Raw genomic sequence first — 18,774 nt, forward strand, 5'->3', positions numbered from 1 at the left:
GTACCTTCTTCCAATGTAAAATTGCTTATGTCTTCTATTTATCCCTTAACACAGAATTTATTTCATTAATGTCTATGTGATTTTCTAAAAATTGTTTTTCTTTCTTTCTCAATTCCATCATCCAACTATTAATCACTACTTCTGCTTTATCCCCTAAAGCATCTTGCATCGCTTGAAAAACAGGTGAATGTTGTTTATCAGCATACAATTGAATTTCTTTTTGAAGACGATTTCCACCTAATACGTATGTGATAAATGGCTTCCAATGTGATAAATGAAAATGATCACATGTTTTTTGAAGGAGCGCAGACTCAATCGTTACTACGCTTTTCATTATGTCATCCGTCGTTTCATGCGCTTTTTGGTATAACATAATTTTGTGTTCATTTATCTCTTTAATTCCTTCAGCAAGTGCACGAATTAAAACAATATCACGATTCATAGACAATAAATAATAATATAGTCCACTATAGTAATCGCCTGCAAGTACTGTTAATTGACGACATTTATGCGATTCAATCGCTTCCTCGCCTGCTTTATTTGATACCTTTTCATGCGTATCAAGCGCAATTTGCACAAGCATAATCGTTACTACGTAATGCTCAATTTGTTCTATATGTAAGTTTGCACTCTTTAAAGCACCATATAACAATGCTATCTTTTCTTCATCAATAAATGGTTCTTCAATATAGTTTATAAAATAAGGATGGCGTAATTTCTCCATCAATTTCTCTTTTATACCCGCATACCCTCCGTAGATGTCACACACAAAAAATCACCCTTGTTTTCTAATTCATAAAACTTATTATAACACATACACTCTATTTTCTATAACCAAAACTTGGCTACACCTACCATTCATGTAAGCAATTTTTCTAATCTCACTCTGTCTAGCTAAAACTATATCATTTATTTACTAAAAAAAAAAAGAAAAGCAGTTTCCCGCTTTTCTTTACTTCGTTTTAATAAACGATAAAATTTCACTGCGCGCTGCAGCATCATTTTCAAGCACACCACGCACTGCTGTCGTTACTGTTTTCGCACCTGGTTTTTTCACACCACGCATCGTCATACACATATGTTCTGCTTCTACTACTACCATTACACCATGAGGCTCTAGTACTTCCATAATAGAGTTCGCTACTGTTGATGTAATACGTTCTTGCAGTTGTGGACGACGTGCAATTGTATCTACAGTACGAGCTAATTTACTTAACCCTGTCACCTTTCCACCTTGCGGAATATATGCAACGTGAGCAACTCCATAGAATGGAACTAAATGATGCTCACACATCGAATAAAATGGTATATCTTTTACTAGTACAAGCTCTTCGTGATCTTCTCCGAATACTTTATGCAAATGCTCTTTCGGATCTTCATGCATACCTGAGAACACTTCTGCGTACATTTTTGCAACACGTTTTGGTGTATCAAGTACTCCCTCACGATTTGGATCATCCCCAATCGCCTCTAAAATAAGGCGTACTGCATGTTCAATTTGTTCTAAATTAACTTTTGCCATCCGCTAGCCCTCCCGAAAACCTAAAAGTGATACGAACACATTCTAGCATATTTATGTTTTTAAAAGCAAAAAGAAGAGTTCCCAAAAAGGAAACTCTTCTTCCCTGTTAATATGTAAGGATTATTTAACCGCATCTTTTAACGCTTTACCAGGTTTGAATGCAGGTACTTTACTTGCAGCGATTTCAATCTCCTCACCTGTTTGTGGGTTACGACCTTTACGAGCCGCACGCTCACGAACTTCGAAGTTACCGAATCCGATCAGTTGTACTTTATCACCTTGTTTTAAAGCTTCTAAGATAGAATCAAAAACAGCGTCTACTGCTTTTGTTGCGTCCTTTTTAGAAAGGGAACTTGCTTCTGCAACAGCATTGATTAAATCTGTCTTGTTCATGCCATTCACCTCCTCCCAAAGATAAGACTGTATAATGATCATAAAATGAGTCTTACTTTCATTTGTAGGCAATTTTTACAAATTCTATACTACAAAGATGTAGATAAATCATTATCAACGCCTATATTATACGATTCTCCTTTATAATTCAATATTTTTAAGGAAATTGTTACTGTGAAAATGTGAAAATCTGATGAAACTTGACAATTTACAACAATGTATTAGATAATGACTGTTTATTTTTCTATTTTATAATCAAAAAAAACAAAAAATCCCTCTACAATGAGAGGGATTTTTCTTATAGTATAATCGCAATTAATCCGCCAGATCCTTCATTAATAATTCTTTCTAGCGTTTCTTTTAATTTATATCTAGCGTTTTCTGGCATTAAGGATAATTTCGCTTGAATTCCTTCTCGAACAATTGAGCTAAGCGAACGTCCAAATATATCAGAATTCCAAATTGATAACGGGTCATCTTCAAAATCTTGCATTAAATAACGAACTAATTCTTCACTTTGCTTTTCAGTACCAATGATCGGTTCAAACGTTGACTCTACATCTACTTTAATCATATGAATGGATGGCGCTACCGCTTTTAACTTCACACCAAACCTTGAACCGTGACGAATAATTTCTGGCTCATCTAAGCTCATATCTGCTAGCGCAGGCGCTGCTACACCATATCCTGTTTGCTTAACCATACGCAGTGCGTCTGCGACTTGGTCGTATTCTGTTTTCGCATGAGATAAATCGAGCATAAGCTTCAATAAATGATCTTTCCCCCGAATTTCTACCCCTACTACTTCTTTTAAAATCTGATCATATAATTCATCTGGCGCATATAAATCAATCTCCGCCACACCTTGCCCCATATCAATGCCAGCTAAGCTCGCTCGATCAATAAATTCATATTGACTAAACTGCCAAACAACCCGATCCACATCACGAAGACGTTTTATATCCTTCACAGTTTCTTGAACTGCTTCTTGATAACTTTGACGCAACCAATGCCCTTCATTTAGCACCATTACCCAGCTCGGAAGGTTCACATTCACTTCTAATACAGGGAATTCAAATAGCGCTTCACGAAGTACATTATATACATCTGTTTCTCTTAAACTCTCCACACTCATTGCAATAACCGGGATATCATATTCTTCTGATAAACTTTGGCGTAATTGCTCTGTATCTGGATGATACGGCTGTACCGTATTAATTATCATAATGAAAGGTTTTCCTACTTCTTTCAATTCATTTACAACGCGTTCTTCTGCCTCTATATAATCTCTTCTTGGAATTTCACCAATTGTTCCATCTGTTGTAATTACAACACCAATTGTTGAATGTTCTTGAATTACTTTACGCGTGCCGATTTCTGCAGCTTCATGGAATGGAATAGGTTCTTCATACCAAGGGGTATTAATCATGCGCGGGCCATTCTCATCTTCATAGCCCTTCGCTCCTGGAACCGTATATCCAACACAATCTACTAATCGAATATTCACTTCAAGTCCTTCATCTACTTCGATAGAAACCGCTTGGTTTGGAACAAACTTCGGTTCCGTCGTCATAATTGTACGACCAGCAGCACTTTGAGGCAATTCATCCTGCGCTCTTTGACGGTCAGACTCATTCTCAATATTTGGAATAACTACAAGTTCCATAAATTTTTTAATGAATGTTGATTTCCCTGTTCGAACAGCTCCTACAACTCCAAAATAAATATCACCGCCTGTTCGTTCTGCAATATCTTTAAAAATATCTACCTTTTCCAAGTGATTCCCTCCCTCAAAATTTTTGGGAATAATTCCGCGTTTATAGTCAACTAATACCTTCTCTAACGTTGCCTATAATATCTGATATAATATAATGGTATTCTAGAAGTTCGGACAATATATCATATAATTTTGTCCAATTTCATATGACTATTAAAAAATATCTTTTGTTTGCATCGTAAGTTGTATAACATAAAAAACCTTTCTTCTAGAACTTATTCACTAAAAGAAAGGTTCATGACTTATGATTTTAAAAAAATTGGTTCTCCGTCCTTTACTGTGTACGGTAAAGAATAAGCTGGTACAAACGGGGAACCTTTCGAAAGTATATTTCGAATATCTTCTCCCTCCGTAAACTGCCCTTCATTTTTTTTCAAAGCGTCATATAAGTCGATTCTATAATCAACAAAAACTTCTCCTTTTTCATTAATTACAAAAGGAAGTCCTTTACCAGAATATGGACTTGTCACTTGTGGCACATCTTTATATCCTAGTTTTTTAAAATCCAATTCATATACACCATCTGAAATTACTTTTTTAAAAGGTGGATATTGATGTTCATCACGATACATCCTAAGCTTTAAAGATAGTTCCTGAATTTGTTCAGCCATCCTAACATCAATTAACTTTACTGTTGGATTTGTTTCAACGTCTATTAATACGTATTGATATACTCCTCCACTTTCATATGCATTCCCTGGTGCTTCTTGTATGTAACGCGGGGCAATCTGTTGAAAGTCGATTGGATACTTTTGATAAATAGGTGTACTCATATCCCTCGTCTTAATTGGCAATATCCCATCATTTTGCTCCTTAAATGTCACAACAGCTTTTTGAACAACCTGTAGCTGATCTTCATAAGGAACCGCATTTTGCTTCATATTTTCTTTCGGATACAGACACCCCGTTAAAAGGCTCATACAACAAAATATTAAAATAATATGGACTTTTTTCACTAGCATCACCTTTTCATACTAATATAACTTGCTCCGTATGTAGTATTTTCGAGACCATTCCATTTACTGCTGTACAGGTCCACTAAATACAACAAGAAAAATAACAATTCCTGACACAACCATAAGGGTGTACGCTACTAACGCTGTAATCCCTTTCAATAATTTATTCTGTATTTTATGTCTACTTAATAAAATAAAACTTACTGCAAAAAACATAAATCCAATTGCCCCTAAAGCCAACCACATTTTCATAAGCCCTTCTGACATATACACACCCCTTTTTATTAATCTATTTTTATACTATTTTAACAAATTAAAATCTTTAAACAAATACAAAAAGAACATTTTACTACAAATTACGAATATGTAACTTTAATCAATAGGTTTTTCAGCATTTTCCACTAATCTAGATAAAAATAAAACCGAAGCGATTGTATCTCTCGCTTCGGTTGACCAAATATGCCCAAAAACAGCTCTATTCCCATTCTTTCATGGCTATCATATGCAATCTACAAACTCTTTGTTTCTCATAATTTATTTTTTAAACATTTTGCTTAACGAGCCAAAATCTGCTGGCATATTATTATTAATAATCGCTTTTACAATTTGATCCTCTTGCTCTTTCGGCACTTCACGTCCCGCCATAAGAGCCACTTGATGAATTAATTGACGAAGTACAGTTTCATCACGTAAATTCGCATTTTGCACGGATGACGCTAATTTAAAAATATCCTCTTTATTTACTTTCGCTTCCTTCTCAATATTATTAAAAATGTTATTATCCATTCTTTTCACCCTCTCCTCAAGTTACTCTTCATCCTATGCAAAAATAAAAAAATGGTGAAAAGACCCATAAAATAAAAAAGCGACAGAAGTACAAATGTACTTCTGTCGCTTTTCTTTACAGTAAGTCAGGTATAGCTTCCACTTCATGTTTTCGAACACGTCCCATCAATGAGCCTACCGCATCTTTTACGTTATTCCCATTGAACAGCACGTCATATAAAGCAGCTGTAATCGGCATTTCAACTTCCATTTTCTCTGCCAATTCATGAGCAGCTTTCGTTGTTCTTACACCTTCCACAACCATACCCATGCTTTCTAACACTTCTTCTAAAGAATGTCCTTTTCCAAGCATATTTCCAGCGCGCCAATTTCGGCTATGAACACTTGTACAAGTTACAATTAAGTCTCCCATACCGGTTAGACCAGCAAACGTTAACGGATTCCCGCCCATTTTTCTTCCTAAACGAGCAATCTCTGTTAAACCACGTGTCATCAATGCCGCTTTTGCATTATCACCTAATCCAAGACCATCAGTTATACCAGCAGCTAATGCGATAATATTTTTTAACGCACCACCAAGTTCAACTCCAACGATATCTGGATTTGTGTATACACGGAAATAACTATTCATAAATAAATCTTGTACTTCCTCAGCCGCTTCCATACGCTTTGCTGCAGACGTAACTGTTGTCGCTTGTCGTAAACCAACTTCTTCAGCATGACTCGGTCCAGACAATACAACAACATCTTTAATTAAGTTCTCTGGAATTTCTTCCTCGATCACTTCCGAAATACGTTTTGACGTACCAGGTTCAATCCCTTTACTCGCATGAATCCAAGTAATCGGTTCTGTAACAATTTCTTTCATCTCTTGTAATACATCTCTGTACGCTTTCGTCGGTACTACTAGCAGTACTGTATTTACATCTACTAATGCTTCTTCTAAAGAAGAGTAGGCTACGATTGTGCTTGGCAATGTAATGCCTGGGAGATATCGACTATTCTCATGTTTCGTATTCATTTCATCCATAAGTTCTGAGCGATTTCCCCAAATACGTACATCATGTCCATTGTCAGCTAATACCATCGCTAACGCTGTTCCCCAGCTACCTGCTCCTACTACTGTGATTTTTGTCATAAAATCACATCCTCTCCATTAGTCTCTTGCTCGAGCAATAATGTGAATCGGCGTTCCTACAAAACCGAACGCTTCACGTAAACGATTCTTTAAGAAGCGCTCATATGAAAAGTGCATTAATTCTGTATCGTTTACAAACACAACAAATGTCGGTGGTTTTACCGCAACCTGTGTCGCATAGAAGATTTTCAGACGGCTACCATTATGAGTCGGTGTTGGATTCATCGCTACCGCATCCATAATTACATCGTTTAATACGTTTGTTTGTACACGGATACTATGGCTTTCATTTACCTCATTGATAACCGGTAATAACGTTTGTGTACGTTTTTTCGTTTTTGCAGATAAGAATACAATCGGTGCATAATCCAAGAATTGGAAATGAGCACGAATATTTTCTTCAAATGCTTTCATTGTTTTTTCATCTTTTTTCACTGCATCCCATTTGTTTACAACGATAATAACAGCTCGTCCTGAATCATGAGCATATCCAGCGATTTTTTTATCTTGCTCAATAATTCCTTCTTCTCCGTCTAAAACAACTAAAACAACGTCAGAACGTTCAATCGCTCTAAGTGCACGAAGTACACTATACTTTTCTGTACTTTCATATACTTTTCCTTTTTTACGCATACCAGCTGTATCAATGATTACATAATCTTGATCATCTTTACTATATGGTGTATCGACAGCATCACGCGTCGTTCCTGCGATATTACTTACAATTACACGTTCTTGACCAAGAAGTGCATTTACAAGCGATGATTTCCCTACATTTGGACGTCCAATTAAAGAGAAACGGATTGTTTCATCGTCATACGCCTCTTCTTCAATCTTTGGAAAATGATTTGCAGCTTCATCTAACAAATCACCAAGTCCTAAACCGTGTGTACCTGAAATCGGGAATGGCTCGCCAAATCCTAATGAATAAAAATCATAAATATCACTACGCATTTCTGGATTATCAACCTTATTTACCGCAAGTACAATTGGTTTTTTAGAACGATACAAAATTTTAGCAACTTCTTCATCCGCTGCAGTTACACCATCGCGACCATTCGTCATAAAAATGATAACATCTGCTTCATCAATCGCAACTTCCGCCTGTTGACGAATTTGTGTCAAGAACGGCTCGTCTCCAATATCAATTCCACCTGTATCAATAATGTTAAACTCATGATTTAACCATTCTCCCGCACTATAAATACGGTCTCGAGTTATACCTGGGATATCTTCTACGATTGAAACTCTTTCTCCAACTATTCTATTGAAAATAGTAGATTTTCCTACGTTCGGGCGGCCTACTATTGCTATTACTGGTTTCGGCATATACTTTCATCCTTTCAACTTGCTTCTGTTTATTATGTAAAAAACCCTTCTTTGTGCAAGAAGGGATTTGCATTCCAGAATATTTCTCAACGTATCAAAACACCTCACATTATAACACACGTTCCTAATGTTTCACAATAATATATACATTCTCTTGTAAGCGATGCGCAATACCATCTAAAATTGCCTCTAAATTATTTGCAACAAATTCTAGTTCCTCCATCGACTCACAAACAAATAAAGGAGCACCACCTGCAAATTTTTCCGGCGCTGTTGTAATAACTGCCAGGATAACGCTTTCTAACATCATCTCTTATCTCCCCTTCCTTTCGGGGCTTCCGATGACATATGGACGGCACTTTCTAACGTTGGTACATTTCCTATAACACTTATCGCTTTCTCTGCATCTTGATCTTGCGGTAAGACAAAAATTCCAACCCTACCATCCTCTAAATCACGCTTTGCTAACGGTACAAGCGCTGGTGTACCAGAATCTCTATAAATCCCTAGCGCCACCGAAACATCGTGTAAAACAGCTTGCCGTTGCCCTAAATTTGAGATTGTCACCATCGCATCAATTGATTTCGGTTTTAAAATAAACCCCATGCCATATTTCATAATCTCTTCTTGCCTCGCCGGCAATCCAATATTCATAATATAAATATTATCAATATACAGTCCTGCCCCTTCAAAACGAAGGGGCACGTGCTCAATTTCAACAAGATCATGTAGCCTTTTTCCAGACATTAATTTTTTCGCAATAAAAAATGCGATTATAGCCATAATTACTCCCGCAATCCATGAACGGAACCCTATATACGCAAATGTCGTTGCAAACGACGTTAACATCGCCAAATAGTTGCGACTTTCAAAAACCAATGCAATTCCTTCAATATATGTATTTCCACGCGGTACGAGCTCATATCCATCTAATTGTTGAAGCGTGTTTCTTTCCATATTACGTACATCACGAAATTGTGTTGCCGCTAACGTAAGAAATGTAATGGCAGAAAAATCTTTTTTCAAAATAGACGGGATTGCAATCGCTCCTAAAGCAGCTGCAATTAACCCCATTGCAATATGAATAATTTTCCCATGCAGCCTCGTCGGATATTGCCGCGTATCCGTCCGAAGCATTAACACTCTTGTAACTGTCCCCGCTATTACGCCGCATAAAATGGCTGATGTATATTCAGTCATGCATTACCCTCGCCTTTCTTTTACGTGTTTTTCTCTTAAACTGTTCCATGTATACTGATGCTTTTGCAATCCAAAACAATACTGCCATGAATAATGTAGAAACGGCGACGATATCAAAAAATGCTAAACTACCGTAATCATATGGAAAATTCAATTTCCGAAAAATAAATGTCACTAGCAACTCTCCTTGTAACATCCCTACATATAGGGAACATAATCGTAATATGCGATCCCCATGCAATAACACCGATGCATACACAAGAGCACTACTTAGCAGAAACACTCTATCCACCACAATCCAAATCGGATCATATATTTCTAACAAATGAAAACTTGTATATAACATTGCAATAATAAGTGCCGAAAGTAAGCTATATAATTTTTTCCAAACAGAATATAGCGTAATTCCTATAAAAGAAATAATACAAAGTAGAAGAGCATTTACTGATACCACGAATGAGGCAATCGTTACATGTAACGGAGAGCAAATTATAAAAATCATTATACAAGCGCCTAACTTCCACCGAATAGGGTCCTTTTTCATAAAAAAGGTTACGATGATCCACCCTATCCAAGCTACAAAATAAAAAGTACTTCCATCCATCAACTTCACCTCCTATGTTTTCCATTATGGGAACTTTTTATGAAAGTTAATCCACTTTATTTACGCATAGTTTTTTCTTATAACAGCAACACTTTTAACAAGGAGGTGTTATTTATTATGGGTAAAGATCGCCAAGAACGAAAACTACGAGAATCACGCCGCGTTGAATCTGATCGTAATCAATCACTACAATATCCAGGTGCAACTGGACTTGATACACCAGAGCAGGCTCGAAAACAAAACCAGCACTAATTAATACAAAAAGACGGTTTCGATGTTGTACGAAACCGTCTTTTGCATAATCATTTTAATGATTTTTATTTATATTGAAATAATATTTTGTGTACTATATCCTCCTATCACTTCTTTTACCCCCACCTATTTCCCTTATAAAAGCAAGTCCTCTCAAAAATCCAGTAACTAATCATCTTCATTTTTTAACCTTTTTTCAATTACAATTTTTATAAAATACCAATTCCATTCTCCACTTTATATTACGAGAAAGAAAAGAAAACAAAAAATCAACCGAACGGTTGATTTTTTATCTCCTACTATAATGCGCAGTATCAATACCACGCTGCATTAACCAATGATATGTTTCACCTTTTACAACAAGAGGTACAGATTGCAACTCTTCTATCGTCTTCGCACCAAGAGCTGTCATAATAAATTTCAAATCTGTATGTAGAAGCTCAATTTCATCCACTAATTTCTCGATACCATCTTGCATTAAAATACGTAAAAAGTAACCAGCAAACGCAGTTGTATTCGCCCCTAATGCGATTGCTTTCGCTACGTCAAGCGCTGTCTGTATACCCCCTGATGCAATAAAAGAGAGGTTATTATTTGTAGAGGTTGCTTCAATAATCGAGGTTGCTGTTTGTATGCCCCAGTTATTAAAATAAGAAAGCATTCGCTGTCTTCTTTCATTTTCAACAGCAGCAAAATTCGTACCACCTTGCCCACCAATATCAATTGCCGTTACACCTACGTTCGCTAACTGTTGCATTGTTTCCTTACTCATCCCAAATCCAACTTCTTTTACAATGACAGGAACTTTACTATTTAAAACAATTTTCTCAATACGCTGAAGTACGCCAGTAAAATCACGGTCTCCTTCTGGCATCGTTAACTCTTGTATGACATTTAAATGAATTTGCAATGCATTCGCTTCAATCATATCAACGGCACGCTCTGCCTGCTCGATAGTTGCCTCACTACCTAAATTAGCAAAGAAAATACCATTTGGGTTTACCTTTCTGATCACCTTATAAGAAGCAGCCTCACTTTCATCTTTTAACGCCGCCATTTGCGAACCTACAGCCATAGCAAGGTTATGTTGTTTCGCTACATATGCTAATTGCTCATTGATATGTAACGTTTTCTCTCCTCCACCACCAGTCATCGCATTGATAAAAATCGGCGAACTTAGTGAAAGTTCGCCGATTTTTGTTTCACATGTTATTGTGTCATAATTTGAATTTGGCAAGCTTTGATGCACAAAATCAATATCATGAAAGCCATGCGTACGAGACTGACCAGTAGAAAGAGCGTATTCAATATGATCTAATTTACGTTTTGCCCTTACCACTTGTACCCCTCATTATTTCTTTAATTTTTTCAGTTGTTCACCAATAATATCACTTAATTGGAAAGTAGCAGAATCAGCATTTGGCTCATACTGACTATAATCTTCAATTACATTATTTTCCTCAAGCGCTTCTTTTATACTTAAAGAAATACGTTTCTCTGCTGCGTGAACTTCAAGTACTTTCACTTTTACTTCTTGTCCCATTTCCAATACTTCATTCGGATTTTTCACGTGACGATTTGCAATTTGAGATACGTGTACAAGTCCTTCAACGCCAGGTAAAATCTCAACGAATGCACCAAATGTAACAAGGCGTTTTACTACGCCCTCACGAATATCTCCAGCTTTTATTTCGCCAGCAACGTTTTCCCAAGGTCCTGGTTGAGCTGCTTTAATCGATAAAGAAATACGTTGTGTATCAGCATCAACAGATAACACCTTTACCTTAACCTTTTGACCTTGCTCTAAAACTTCAGAAGGTTGCTCTACACGTTCGTGTGAAATTTGTGAAATGTGAACTAAACCGTCCACGCCACCAACGTTAACGAAAGCACCAAAGTCAGTTAATCGTTGCACTGTTCCTTCAACAACGTCCCCTTCTTTTAATGAAGAAATTGCTTCTTTTTTCTTAGAATCTAGTTCTAATTCTACTACCGCTTTATGCGAAAGGATTACACGATTTTTTTCACGGTCTAATTCAACAATTTTCACCGCTAACGTTTTACCTTTATAGTCAGTAAAGTCTTCTACATAATGTACTTCTACAAGTGAAGCTGGGATAAAACCGCGAACCCCAAGATCCACAACTAATCCGCCATTCACAATATCTTTTACAGTAACATCAAACACATGACCAGAAGTAAATTTCTCTTGTAATTCTACCCATGCTTTTTCTGCATCAACGGCACGTTTAGACAAGACAAGATCATCTTCTTCTAATTTAATAATTTTCAACTCTAGTGTTTGATCTAATTCTACAACATCGCTTGCTTTTTCAATATGAACGTTAGCTAATTCACTAATTGGAATTACGCCATCTGTTTTGTATCCAACATTTACAAGCACTTGTTTCTCTTCAACTTTCGTTACAGAACCTGTAACAACGTCACCAACTTGTAATTCTTTTGAATCCATAACTTCTTCATTCATTTTCTCTACCATGGAAATACCTCCCTACAGAATTGACAAAGCATTTTTTATGTATATACGAAATGAAAACAAAGTTTTCATTTGCATGTTTAAGAATTTCTCATCACATACTTTTTTCAATACCATTCATAAGAAAATATATTAAACCTATATAAATAGTATACAGCAAAACCAGCTTGAAAAAAGTATGTTTTGAAATATAATAGCGAATATATTCTGACAGTTTTATTCCTCTTTAACTAACTTCTTACAAATCAGCTCATTTGTCAAGGAAAGAGACTCACAATTCACGTATCCTTTACATTTCTATTTAAACAAAAAAGAAAGGGGATCATCCCCTTTCTTTATTTCGCAAACACTCCTGAAACAATACTCATAATTTTTTGGACAACTTCTTCAATTGATAAAGAAGTCGTATCTAATTCCAATGCATCATCAGCCTTTTTTAGTGGAGAAACTTCGCGTTCTGAATCTAATTTATCACGCTGAGCAATTTCTTCTTTTAGCTGCTCTAAATTAGAATCGAAACCTTTATTTAAATTTTCTAAATGTCTTCTTTCCGCTCTTTCTTCAACAGAAGCAAGCATAAAGATTTTCACTTCAGCATCCGGTAATACATGTGTACCAATATCACGGCCGTCCATTACAACGCCGCCTTTTTTCGCTAAATCTTGCTGACGGCGTACCATTTCTTCACGAACAAGGCGATGCTTTGCTACAATAGATACTCGATTCGTCACATCAGGTGTACGAATTACTTCAGAAACATCTTGTCCATTTAAAAATACAAGCTGTGTATTTTCTCCTTGCTGAAATTCAATATTTACATTCCTTACAACTTCCATTAACTGCTCTTCATTTTCAATATCTACTTTTTGTTCAAGGGCTGCATATGTAAGCGTACGGTACATTGCGCCTGTATCAATATAAACGTAAGAAAGTTCCTTCGCAACAACTTTTGCCACTGTACTTTTACCAGCAGCTGCTGGACCATCTATAGCAATTGAAATTCGTTTATCCATTGTAACACCTCATTTTTTCACTTATAAAACAAAACGAAAAGCAGGTGTTCACCCTGCTTCTTCTCATTTGCTTCACGTCATTAAATCCTCAATTATTGTAGCATAATCCTTCATAGAAGAAAATGAAAACTACCTATTCACCTGTAAGATTTCCGCTTTGTCTTTTACCATGACACCTTCATAATAAACAATTTTAGATAAATATTTCACTGATGACTTATGTATAAATAACAATTGCACAACAGAAAGACAAATAAATTGTATTATTAATATACGAATAAAAATTCTCTCCATCTTTTCCACCGTAATTGCTCCCTCCTATACTATATTTACACATCTCGTTTCGTAATTTTATACATCGTACATATAGCAGTTAATTTTATTGTCATTTGCGAGGCATACTTTTATACATTTCCATTGTCGAATTTACTAAAAACATGTTATGTTCTAAATGTATTTTTTACTTGAAAGGGGTATAAGAATTGAAAAGAATCCTAGTTTTACACACAGGTGGAACAATTGCAATGGAGGAGGATAAAGAAACTGGAGTCGTACAACCAGGTGAAAAAAATCCTCTTTTAAAATTCATTCCTGATTTAGAAGGCGATGTTGATTTAATCGTTGAAGATGTGTTCCATTTACCATCTCCCCATATGACACCGAGCGAAATGTTACAATTACAAGTCATCATTGATGAAAGAGTAAAACAAGACAACATTCATGGCGTAGTCATTACGCATGGTACTGATACATTAGAAGAAACAGCCTATTTCTTAGATTTAACAGTACAAGCAACTATTCCGATCGTTGTGACAGGTGCAATGCGCTCTAGCAATGAATTAGGTGCTGACGGCCTATATAACTTCTTATCAGCTGTAAAGGTTGCTAGTTGTGATGAAGCTGCAGAAAAAGGTGTTTTAGTCGTATTAAATGACGAAATTCATTGCGCTACAAATGTAACGAAAACACATACAAGTAATGTCGCAACATTCCAAAGCCCACAATACGGACCAATTGGAATGGTAACAAAACGCGGCGTTGTCTTCCATCACGCTTTAGTACATCATGAAACATATACGATAAACACAGTGTCTAAAAATGTAGTTGTTCTAAAAGCATATGCTGGCATGGATGATACATTATTAGCAGCAATCGAAAATCTTCCTGTAGACGGTATTGTTATCGAAGCGCTCGGACAAGGTAATCTACCTCCAAGAACACTTCCTAGTCTAGAACGATTATTAAATAAAGGTATTCCTGTCGTATTAGTTTCTCGCTGTTTCAACGGTATCGTTCAAGACGTATATTCGTATGAAGGTGGCGGTAAACACTTAAAAGATATGGGCGTTGTATTCACATACGGCTTAAATGCACAAAAAGCACGTATTAAATTACTTGTCGCATTAGAGAATACAAATTCTCATGAATCCATTCAAAATATGTTTATGCACGAATAAAAAGGAGTTGTCGAGATTTTCTCGACAACTCCTTTTTATTTTTCTCTTGATGCAATGGTTTGCGCAATCGCATCTCCATGAAATCTACCGTTCTCGATAAATATTTCATTTGCATTATTTCCAGCAGCAATGACACCTGCAATGAAAATATTTTCAGCATTCGTTTCCATTCTATCCTCTGTATAAATTGGACGTCCTGTTTCTTCATCAATCTGAACACCCATCTTCGTTAAGAAGCTATGATCAGGATGATAACCAGTCATCGCAAATACAAAATCGTTTTGGATTGTATAAACTTCACCATCAACTGTAAACGTTAATGTATGCTCAGTAATTTCTTTCACATGAGCCCCGAAATGCATTTGAATTGTACCGTTTCGTACTAACGCCTCAAATTCCGGCAAAATCCAAGGCTTTATGCTTGGCGAATACTCAATTCCACGATACAGTACCGTTACACGCGCACCAGCTTTAACAAGTTCTAATGCGGCATCTACACTCGAATTTTTCCCACCTATAACTACTACGTCTCGATCAAAATAAGGATGCCCCTCTTTAAAATAGTGAGCTACTTTCTTCAATCCCTCACCTGGAACATTCATATAATTTGGATTATCATAATATCCAGTTGCTACAACAATATATTTCGCTATATATGTTTCTTTACTTCCGTCACACTTTGTCGTCTCAACTTGAAAAACTCCTCCATCTTTTTGAACTTTCTCCACTCGCTCAAAAGCATTTACACGTACAGATTTACGTTTTACTACTTCACGATAATACGCAAGCGCTTGATTTCGAACTGGCTTACGATTTTCTGTAATAAAAGCTACATCACCAATTTCTAATTTTTCACTAGAAGAGAAAAATGTTTGATGAGTTGGATAATTATAAATGGCATTTACAATGTTTCCTTTTTCAATTACTAACGGATTTATCCCTACCTTTTGCAACGAAATCGCTGCCGCTAATCCGCACGGACCGCCTCCGATTATAATAACTGTTTCTTTCTGCATACTCGTCCACTCCTAGTCTTCTACCAATACACTATTTATAAAAACAAGAAAAAACCTACTTACAGCAGTAGGTACCTATCTTTATTGTATTCATTTTTCATATATTTGTCATCTAAACGAAACGTACATCCGATAGACATCTGCTAAAAACTGCTGAAATTTAATACCTTGTTTCCCTAATACATTCTCAGGATCAATCTTTCTAGCTGGATCAAGCGTTTTATGTGACACGATATCTTTTTTCGGATTTAAGCCAAAGTTTTGGCATAAATACGCATGATACCATGTAAAACGATTATATGCTTCCCAAAAGTTAACATCACCGCCATAACAAAGTTCCACTCCAATGGCCGCCTTATTCGCGTCATAGCCGTATAAGTCATTATCCGTCGGCACACCATATCGAACATGATACGCAACTTCATTTATAGGAATAATCTCCAATATTGTTTTATCATCTATAAATGTATGCGCCGAAGCTTTCGGTTGTAATTCATTAAAGTAATCTCGATTTCCTATCGCATTGCTTCCTGGATTCCCCGTATCATGGCTTACAATAAATCTCACTTTAGTCAGAGGAATCCCCGGCCGTGAACTTCCATATCCAATATAGTTGCGTTCTATAGGAAACATCGCCATTGCTACCAACTCCCGCTCTAGAAGATTACCTTACTTCCTTATATATGTATTCGGTAGCAACGTCCTTATCGCATATTTCTTACACGAAGAGAAAATCGAAAATATTTGAAGTGAACACCATAAACAACAAGATACTTACAGCCACTCCATAAAAACCGTAAAACCAAACACAATCTTCTTTCGTATCTAAACCGAAAAATTTATTTACCGATTGTAATAATGTGCCACGCTTGCTTTGTTTGTTTCGTAATACTTCCACTCGCTCTACAACATCTGCTGGCATCATAAATCTTTGGTCTACTGTCATTTTCATCATTTATCTCTCCTTAAAATCATTTCCGTTTTGTTTATCTAAGGAGAGTATAGCACGTTTGTTCGTATAGAACAAGCGTTCTTTTTTTATTTTTATTTTATTTTTCAGCAAGCCAAGTAAAAATTGAGATTACAACGGCAATAATCGGCCCTACTACAACCACACCAAATATCAAAAACAGTAGCCCTTCCCCGAACATTCTAACGGTACTTACTTTTCGAGCTTTCATCGTTCTTGCAAGTTCTCCCTCTAACCTCTTAACCTTTTCTTCTAATTGTTCTACTCGTTCCAGCATTTCATTCTCCATATATAACACCTCATTTAATACTTCAACAAAAAAACGTGATTCCCTCGAAAGGAAATCACGTTTTCTCAAGATATAATATTTTATACCCAACCTCTGAAGCGGCTTGCTTCAGCCATTTTACGAACACCAACCATGTACGCCGCTAAGCGCATGTTCACTTTACGAACTTGTGCTGTTTCATAAATAGAATCAAATGATCTTACCATTACTTTTTCTAAACGTTGTTCTACTTCTTCTTCAGTCCAGTAGTATCCTTGGTTATTTTGTACCCACTCAAAGTAAGATACTGTTACACCACCAGCACTTGCTAACACGTCTGGAACAAGTAAAATTCCGCGATCTGTTAAAATTTTAGTCGCTTCTAATGTTGTTGGACCATTTGCAGCTTCAACAACGATTTTCGCTTTAATATCATTAGCATTTTCTTCTGTAATTTGGTTCTCAATTGCAGCTGGAACTAAAATATCGCAATCAAGTTCTAACAATTCTTTATTTGAAATTGTATTGTTAAATAGCTTTGTTACTGTACCGAAGCTATCACGACGGTCTAATAAATAATCAATATCTAATCCGTTTGGATCATGTAACGCACCGTAAGCATCTGAGATTGCAATAACTTTCGCACCTGCATCATGCATAAATTTAGCTAAGAAGCTACCAGCATTACCGAACCCTTGGACAACAACGCGTGCACCCTTAATATCAATGCCACGTTTTTTCGCAGCTTCACGAATACAAATTGTTACACCTTTCGCTGTTGCTGTTTCACGGCCATGTGATCCACCTAATACAAGCGGTTTACCTGTAATAAATCCTGGTGAATTAAATTCATCAATACGGCTATACTCATCCATCATCCATGCCATAATTTGAGAGTTTGTGAATACATCTGGAGCTGGAATATCTTTCGTCGGACCTACGATTTGGCTAATTGCTCGTACATAACCGCGGCTTAATCTTTCTAACTCACGGAATGACATTTCACGTGGATCACAGATAATTCCACCCTTACCTCCACCATATGGTAAATCAACAATACCACATTTTAAACTCATCCAGATTGAAAGTGCTTTCACTTCATTTTCTGTTACATTCGGATGGAAGCGAATTCCACCTTTCGTTGGACCAACAGCATCATTATGTTGTGCACGATACCCTGTAAATATTTTAACAGTCCCGTCATCCATACGAACTGGTATTTTCACTGTCATCATACGAATTGGTTCTTTTAATAATTCATATACTTCGTTTGGATAACCCAATTTTTCTAACGCTTCACTAATAACAATTTGTGTTGAATTCAATAGTTCAAAATGTTGTTCCCTTTGTTGTTGTGTTTTTGTTTGAGTTCCCTTTTCGGCTACCATAGTAAGTAAACCCCCTGTAATTTCACTTGTTTAGTAAACCTTCATTGCCTAGTATACACCCTTAAATTTGGAATGCAATAGAAAACGCTAACAAATATATACAAACTATTTTCTGTTGCAAGCGTTTTCACTATTATTATAGTCCTTTTATTACTTTTAGAAAAGTAAAATACTTAAATATTTAAATATTTTTTATTTTACTCAAACA

At 36.2% G+C, this 18,774-nt stretch carries 23 protein-coding genes; 2 read left to right on the forward strand and 21 right to left on the reverse strand.

The genetic code is table 11. From position 1 onward, the window contains the following. Positions 1–34: 34 nt before the first annotated feature. The 12 genes from ACYFX0_RS06615 to ACYFX0_RS06670 all read right to left on the reverse strand — a co-directional run bounded on the left by ACYFX0_RS06615 (position 35) and on the right by ACYFX0_RS06670 (position 9,705). The gene (locus tag ACYFX0_RS06615; protein WP_000332840.1) at positions 35–769 is read right to left on the reverse strand and encodes a heptaprenyl diphosphate synthase component 1; all 735 of its coding nucleotides are present in this window, start codon (positions 767–769) and stop codon (positions 35–37) included. A 183-nt stretch (positions 770–952) separates the two neighbouring features. Next, on the reverse strand, positions 953–1,522 hold the full coding sequence (folE, locus tag ACYFX0_RS06620) for a GTP cyclohydrolase I FolE (protein ID WP_001151482.1): 570 nt from the start codon (positions 1,520–1,522) through the stop codon (positions 953–955). Between the two features lie 120 nt (positions 1,523–1,642). Continuing rightward, positions 1,643–1,915, reverse strand: a complete 273-nt coding sequence (locus ACYFX0_RS06625; RefSeq protein ID WP_001043860.1) for an HU family DNA-binding protein — start codon at positions 1,913–1,915, stop codon at positions 1,643–1,645. A gap of 298 nt (positions 1,916–2,213) precedes the next feature. Continuing rightward, positions 2,214–3,692, reverse strand: coding sequence for a stage IV sporulation protein A (gene spoIVA, locus ACYFX0_RS06630; protein WP_000416521.1), 1,479 nt, complete (start codon positions 3,690–3,692; stop codon positions 2,214–2,216). Between the two features lie 242 nt (positions 3,693–3,934). Next, positions 3,935–4,648 (reverse strand): hypothetical protein, encoded by a 714-nt coding sequence (locus ACYFX0_RS06635; RefSeq protein ID WP_000755479.1) that lies wholly within the window; start codon positions 4,646–4,648, stop codon positions 3,935–3,937. A 63-nt stretch (positions 4,649–4,711) separates the two neighbouring features. Further along, on the reverse strand, positions 4,712–4,915 hold the full coding sequence (locus ACYFX0_RS06640; RefSeq protein WP_001289007.1) for a DUF2768 domain-containing protein: 204 nt from the start codon (positions 4,913–4,915) through the stop codon (positions 4,712–4,714). Between the two features lie 267 nt (positions 4,916–5,182). Continuing rightward, positions 5,183–5,434: a stage VI sporulation protein F gene (locus ACYFX0_RS06645; protein WP_000369753.1), complete on the reverse strand. Its 252-nt coding sequence runs from the start codon at positions 5,432–5,434 to the stop codon at positions 5,183–5,185. A gap of 115 nt (positions 5,435–5,549) precedes the next feature. After that, positions 5,550–6,572, reverse strand: a complete 1,023-nt coding sequence (locus ACYFX0_RS06650; protein WP_000161783.1) for an NAD(P)H-dependent glycerol-3-phosphate dehydrogenase — start codon at positions 6,570–6,572, stop codon at positions 5,550–5,552. Between the two features lie 18 nt (positions 6,573–6,590). Then, on the reverse strand, positions 6,591–7,901 hold the full coding sequence (gene der / locus ACYFX0_RS06655) for a ribosome biogenesis GTPase Der (protein WP_001125890.1): 1,311 nt from the start codon (positions 7,899–7,901) through the stop codon (positions 6,591–6,593). A gap of 124 nt (positions 7,902–8,025) precedes the next feature. Then, entirely contained in the window at positions 8,026–8,211 is a 186-nt protein-coding gene (locus ACYFX0_RS06660; RefSeq protein WP_000979048.1) for a capping complex subunit for YIEGIA, read from the reverse strand. Further along, positions 8,208–9,101, reverse strand: a complete 894-nt coding sequence (locus ACYFX0_RS06665) for a YIEGIA family protein (protein WP_000141605.1) — start codon at positions 9,099–9,101, stop codon at positions 8,208–8,210. The genes ACYFX0_RS06660 and ACYFX0_RS06665 overlap by 4 nt, the downstream gene beginning before the upstream one ends. Beyond that, a complete protein-coding gene (locus ACYFX0_RS06670) occupies positions 9,094–9,705 on the reverse strand; it encodes a YphA family membrane protein (RefSeq protein WP_000349104.1) in 612 nt (203 codons plus the stop codon). Before ACYFX0_RS06670 ends, ACYFX0_RS06665 begins: the two co-directional genes overlap by 8 nt. Positions 9,706–9,822: 117 nt before the next feature. Between ACYFX0_RS06670 and ACYFX0_RS06675 the strand changes: the two genes are divergently transcribed. Further along, positions 9,823–9,957: a YpzI family protein gene (locus tag ACYFX0_RS06675; protein WP_000513902.1), complete on the forward strand. Its 135-nt coding sequence runs from the start codon at positions 9,823–9,825 to the stop codon at positions 9,955–9,957. A gap of 289 nt (positions 9,958–10,246) precedes the next feature. On the opposite strand, the gene ACYFX0_RS06680 is transcribed toward ACYFX0_RS06675, so the two are convergent. From ACYFX0_RS06680 to ACYFX0_RS06695, 4 genes are all read right to left on the reverse strand, one after another. Next, entirely contained in the window at positions 10,247–11,296 is a 1,050-nt protein-coding gene (locus ACYFX0_RS06680; RefSeq protein ID WP_000251041.1) for a type 2 isopentenyl-diphosphate Delta-isomerase, read from the reverse strand. 12 nt (positions 11,297–11,308) lie between these two features. After that, positions 11,309–12,457 (reverse strand): 30S ribosomal protein S1, encoded by a 1,149-nt coding sequence (gene rpsA, locus ACYFX0_RS06685; RefSeq protein WP_000229557.1) that lies wholly within the window; start codon positions 12,455–12,457, stop codon positions 11,309–11,311. A 332-nt stretch (positions 12,458–12,789) separates the two neighbouring features. Next, positions 12,790–13,467 carry a (d)CMP kinase gene (gene cmk, locus ACYFX0_RS06690; protein ID WP_000361254.1) on the reverse strand — a complete coding sequence of 226 codons (678 nt, stop codon included), beginning with the start codon at positions 13,465–13,467 and terminating at the stop codon, positions 12,790–12,792. Positions 13,468–13,596: 129 nt separating this feature from the next. Continuing rightward, positions 13,597–13,770, reverse strand: coding sequence for a YpfB family protein (locus ACYFX0_RS06695; protein ID WP_000413849.1), 174 nt, complete (start codon positions 13,768–13,770; stop codon positions 13,597–13,599). A gap of 179 nt (positions 13,771–13,949) precedes the next feature. Here ACYFX0_RS06695 and ansA point away from each other — a divergent pair, with 179 nt between their 5' ends. Next, complete coding sequence (gene ansA, locus ACYFX0_RS06700; protein ID WP_000822011.1) at positions 13,950–14,924, forward strand: asparaginase; 975 nt, start codon at positions 13,950–13,952, stop codon at positions 14,922–14,924. 35 nt (positions 14,925–14,959) lie between these two features. Here ansA and ACYFX0_RS06705 read toward each other — a convergent pair whose 3' ends face one another. From ACYFX0_RS06705 to gudB, 5 genes are all read right to left on the reverse strand, one after another. Further along, positions 14,960–15,940: a YpdA family putative bacillithiol disulfide reductase gene (locus ACYFX0_RS06705; RefSeq protein WP_001168517.1), complete on the reverse strand. Its 981-nt coding sequence runs from the start codon at positions 15,938–15,940 to the stop codon at positions 14,960–14,962. Between the two features lie 108 nt (positions 15,941–16,048). Next, positions 16,049–16,579, reverse strand: a complete 531-nt coding sequence (locus ACYFX0_RS06710; RefSeq protein ID WP_001240655.1) for a peptidoglycan recognition protein family protein — start codon at positions 16,577–16,579, stop codon at positions 16,049–16,051. A gap of 79 nt (positions 16,580–16,658) precedes the next feature. Next, positions 16,659–16,895 (reverse strand): DUF3961 domain-containing protein, encoded by a 237-nt coding sequence (locus ACYFX0_RS06715; protein ID WP_002083150.1) that lies wholly within the window; start codon positions 16,893–16,895, stop codon positions 16,659–16,661. Between the two features lie 94 nt (positions 16,896–16,989). Then, positions 16,990–17,199: a hypothetical protein gene (locus ACYFX0_RS06720; RefSeq protein WP_000426765.1), complete on the reverse strand. Its 210-nt coding sequence runs from the start codon at positions 17,197–17,199 to the stop codon at positions 16,990–16,992. A gap of 80 nt (positions 17,200–17,279) precedes the next feature. Then, complete coding sequence (gene gudB / locus ACYFX0_RS06725) at positions 17,280–18,566, reverse strand: NAD-specific glutamate dehydrogenase (RefSeq protein ID WP_000225173.1); 1,287 nt, start codon at positions 18,564–18,566, stop codon at positions 17,280–17,282. Positions 18,567–18,774 lie beyond the last annotated feature (208 nt).

The sequence above is a fragment of the Bacillus sp. NEAU-Y102 genome, assembly GCF_054788175.1.

What these genes read in the sequence shown, in the direction of transcription:
- ACYFX0_RS06645 (WP_000369753.1), bottom strand. Translation starts at nt 5,434, where the DNA reads ATGGATAATAACATTTTTAATAATATTGAGAAGGAAGCGAAAGTAAAT.
- gudB (WP_000225173.1), bottom strand. Translation starts at nt 18,566, where the DNA reads ATGGTAGCCGAAAAGGGAACTCAAACAAAAACACAACAACAAAGGGAA.
- ACYFX0_RS06675 (WP_000513902.1), top strand. Translation starts at nt 9,823, where the DNA reads ATGGGTAAAGATCGCCAAGAACGAAAACTACGAGAATCACGCCGCGTT.
- ACYFX0_RS06710 (WP_001240655.1), bottom strand. Translation starts at nt 16,579, where the DNA reads ATGGCGATGTTTCCTATAGAACGCAACTATATTGGATATGGAAGTTCA.
- ACYFX0_RS06625 (WP_001043860.1), bottom strand. Translation starts at nt 1,915, where the DNA reads ATGAACAAGACAGATTTAATCAATGCTGTTGCAGAAGCAAGTTCCCTT.
- ACYFX0_RS06665 (WP_000141605.1), bottom strand. Translation starts at nt 9,101, where the DNA reads ATGACTGAATATACATCAGCCATTTTATGCGGCGTAATAGCGGGGACA.
- ACYFX0_RS06715 (WP_002083150.1), bottom strand. Translation starts at nt 16,895, where the DNA reads ATGATGAAAATGACAGTAGACCAAAGATTTATGATGCCAGCAGATGTT.
- ACYFX0_RS06705 (WP_001168517.1), bottom strand. Translation starts at nt 15,940, where the DNA reads ATGCAGAAAGAAACAGTTATTATAATCGGAGGCGGTCCGTGCGGATTA.
- cmk (WP_000361254.1), bottom strand. Translation starts at nt 13,467, where the DNA reads ATGGATAAACGAATTTCAATTGCTATAGATGGTCCAGCAGCTGCTGGT.
- ACYFX0_RS06650 (WP_000161783.1), bottom strand. Translation starts at nt 6,572, where the DNA reads ATGACAAAAATCACAGTAGTAGGAGCAGGTAGCTGGGGAACAGCGTTA.
- ACYFX0_RS06660 (WP_000979048.1), bottom strand. Translation starts at nt 8,211, where the DNA reads ATGATGTTAGAAAGCGTTATCCTGGCAGTTATTACAACAGCGCCGGAA.
- der (WP_001125890.1), bottom strand. Translation starts at nt 7,901, where the DNA reads ATGCCGAAACCAGTAATAGCAATAGTAGGCCGCCCGAACGTAGGAAAA.
- ACYFX0_RS06670 (WP_000349104.1), bottom strand. Translation starts at nt 9,705, where the DNA reads ATGGATGGAAGTACTTTTTATTTTGTAGCTTGGATAGGGTGGATCATC.
- rpsA (WP_000229557.1), bottom strand. Translation starts at nt 12,457, where the DNA reads ATGGTAGAGAAAATGAATGAAGAAGTTATGGATTCAAAAGAATTACAA.
- ACYFX0_RS06640 (WP_001289007.1), bottom strand. Translation starts at nt 4,915, where the DNA reads ATGTCAGAAGGGCTTATGAAAATGTGGTTGGCTTTAGGGGCAATTGGA.
- folE (WP_001151482.1), bottom strand. Translation starts at nt 1,522, where the DNA reads ATGGCAAAAGTTAATTTAGAACAAATTGAACATGCAGTACGCCTTATT.
- ACYFX0_RS06720 (WP_000426765.1), bottom strand. Translation starts at nt 17,199, where the DNA reads ATGGAGAATGAAATGCTGGAACGAGTAGAACAATTAGAAGAAAAGGTT.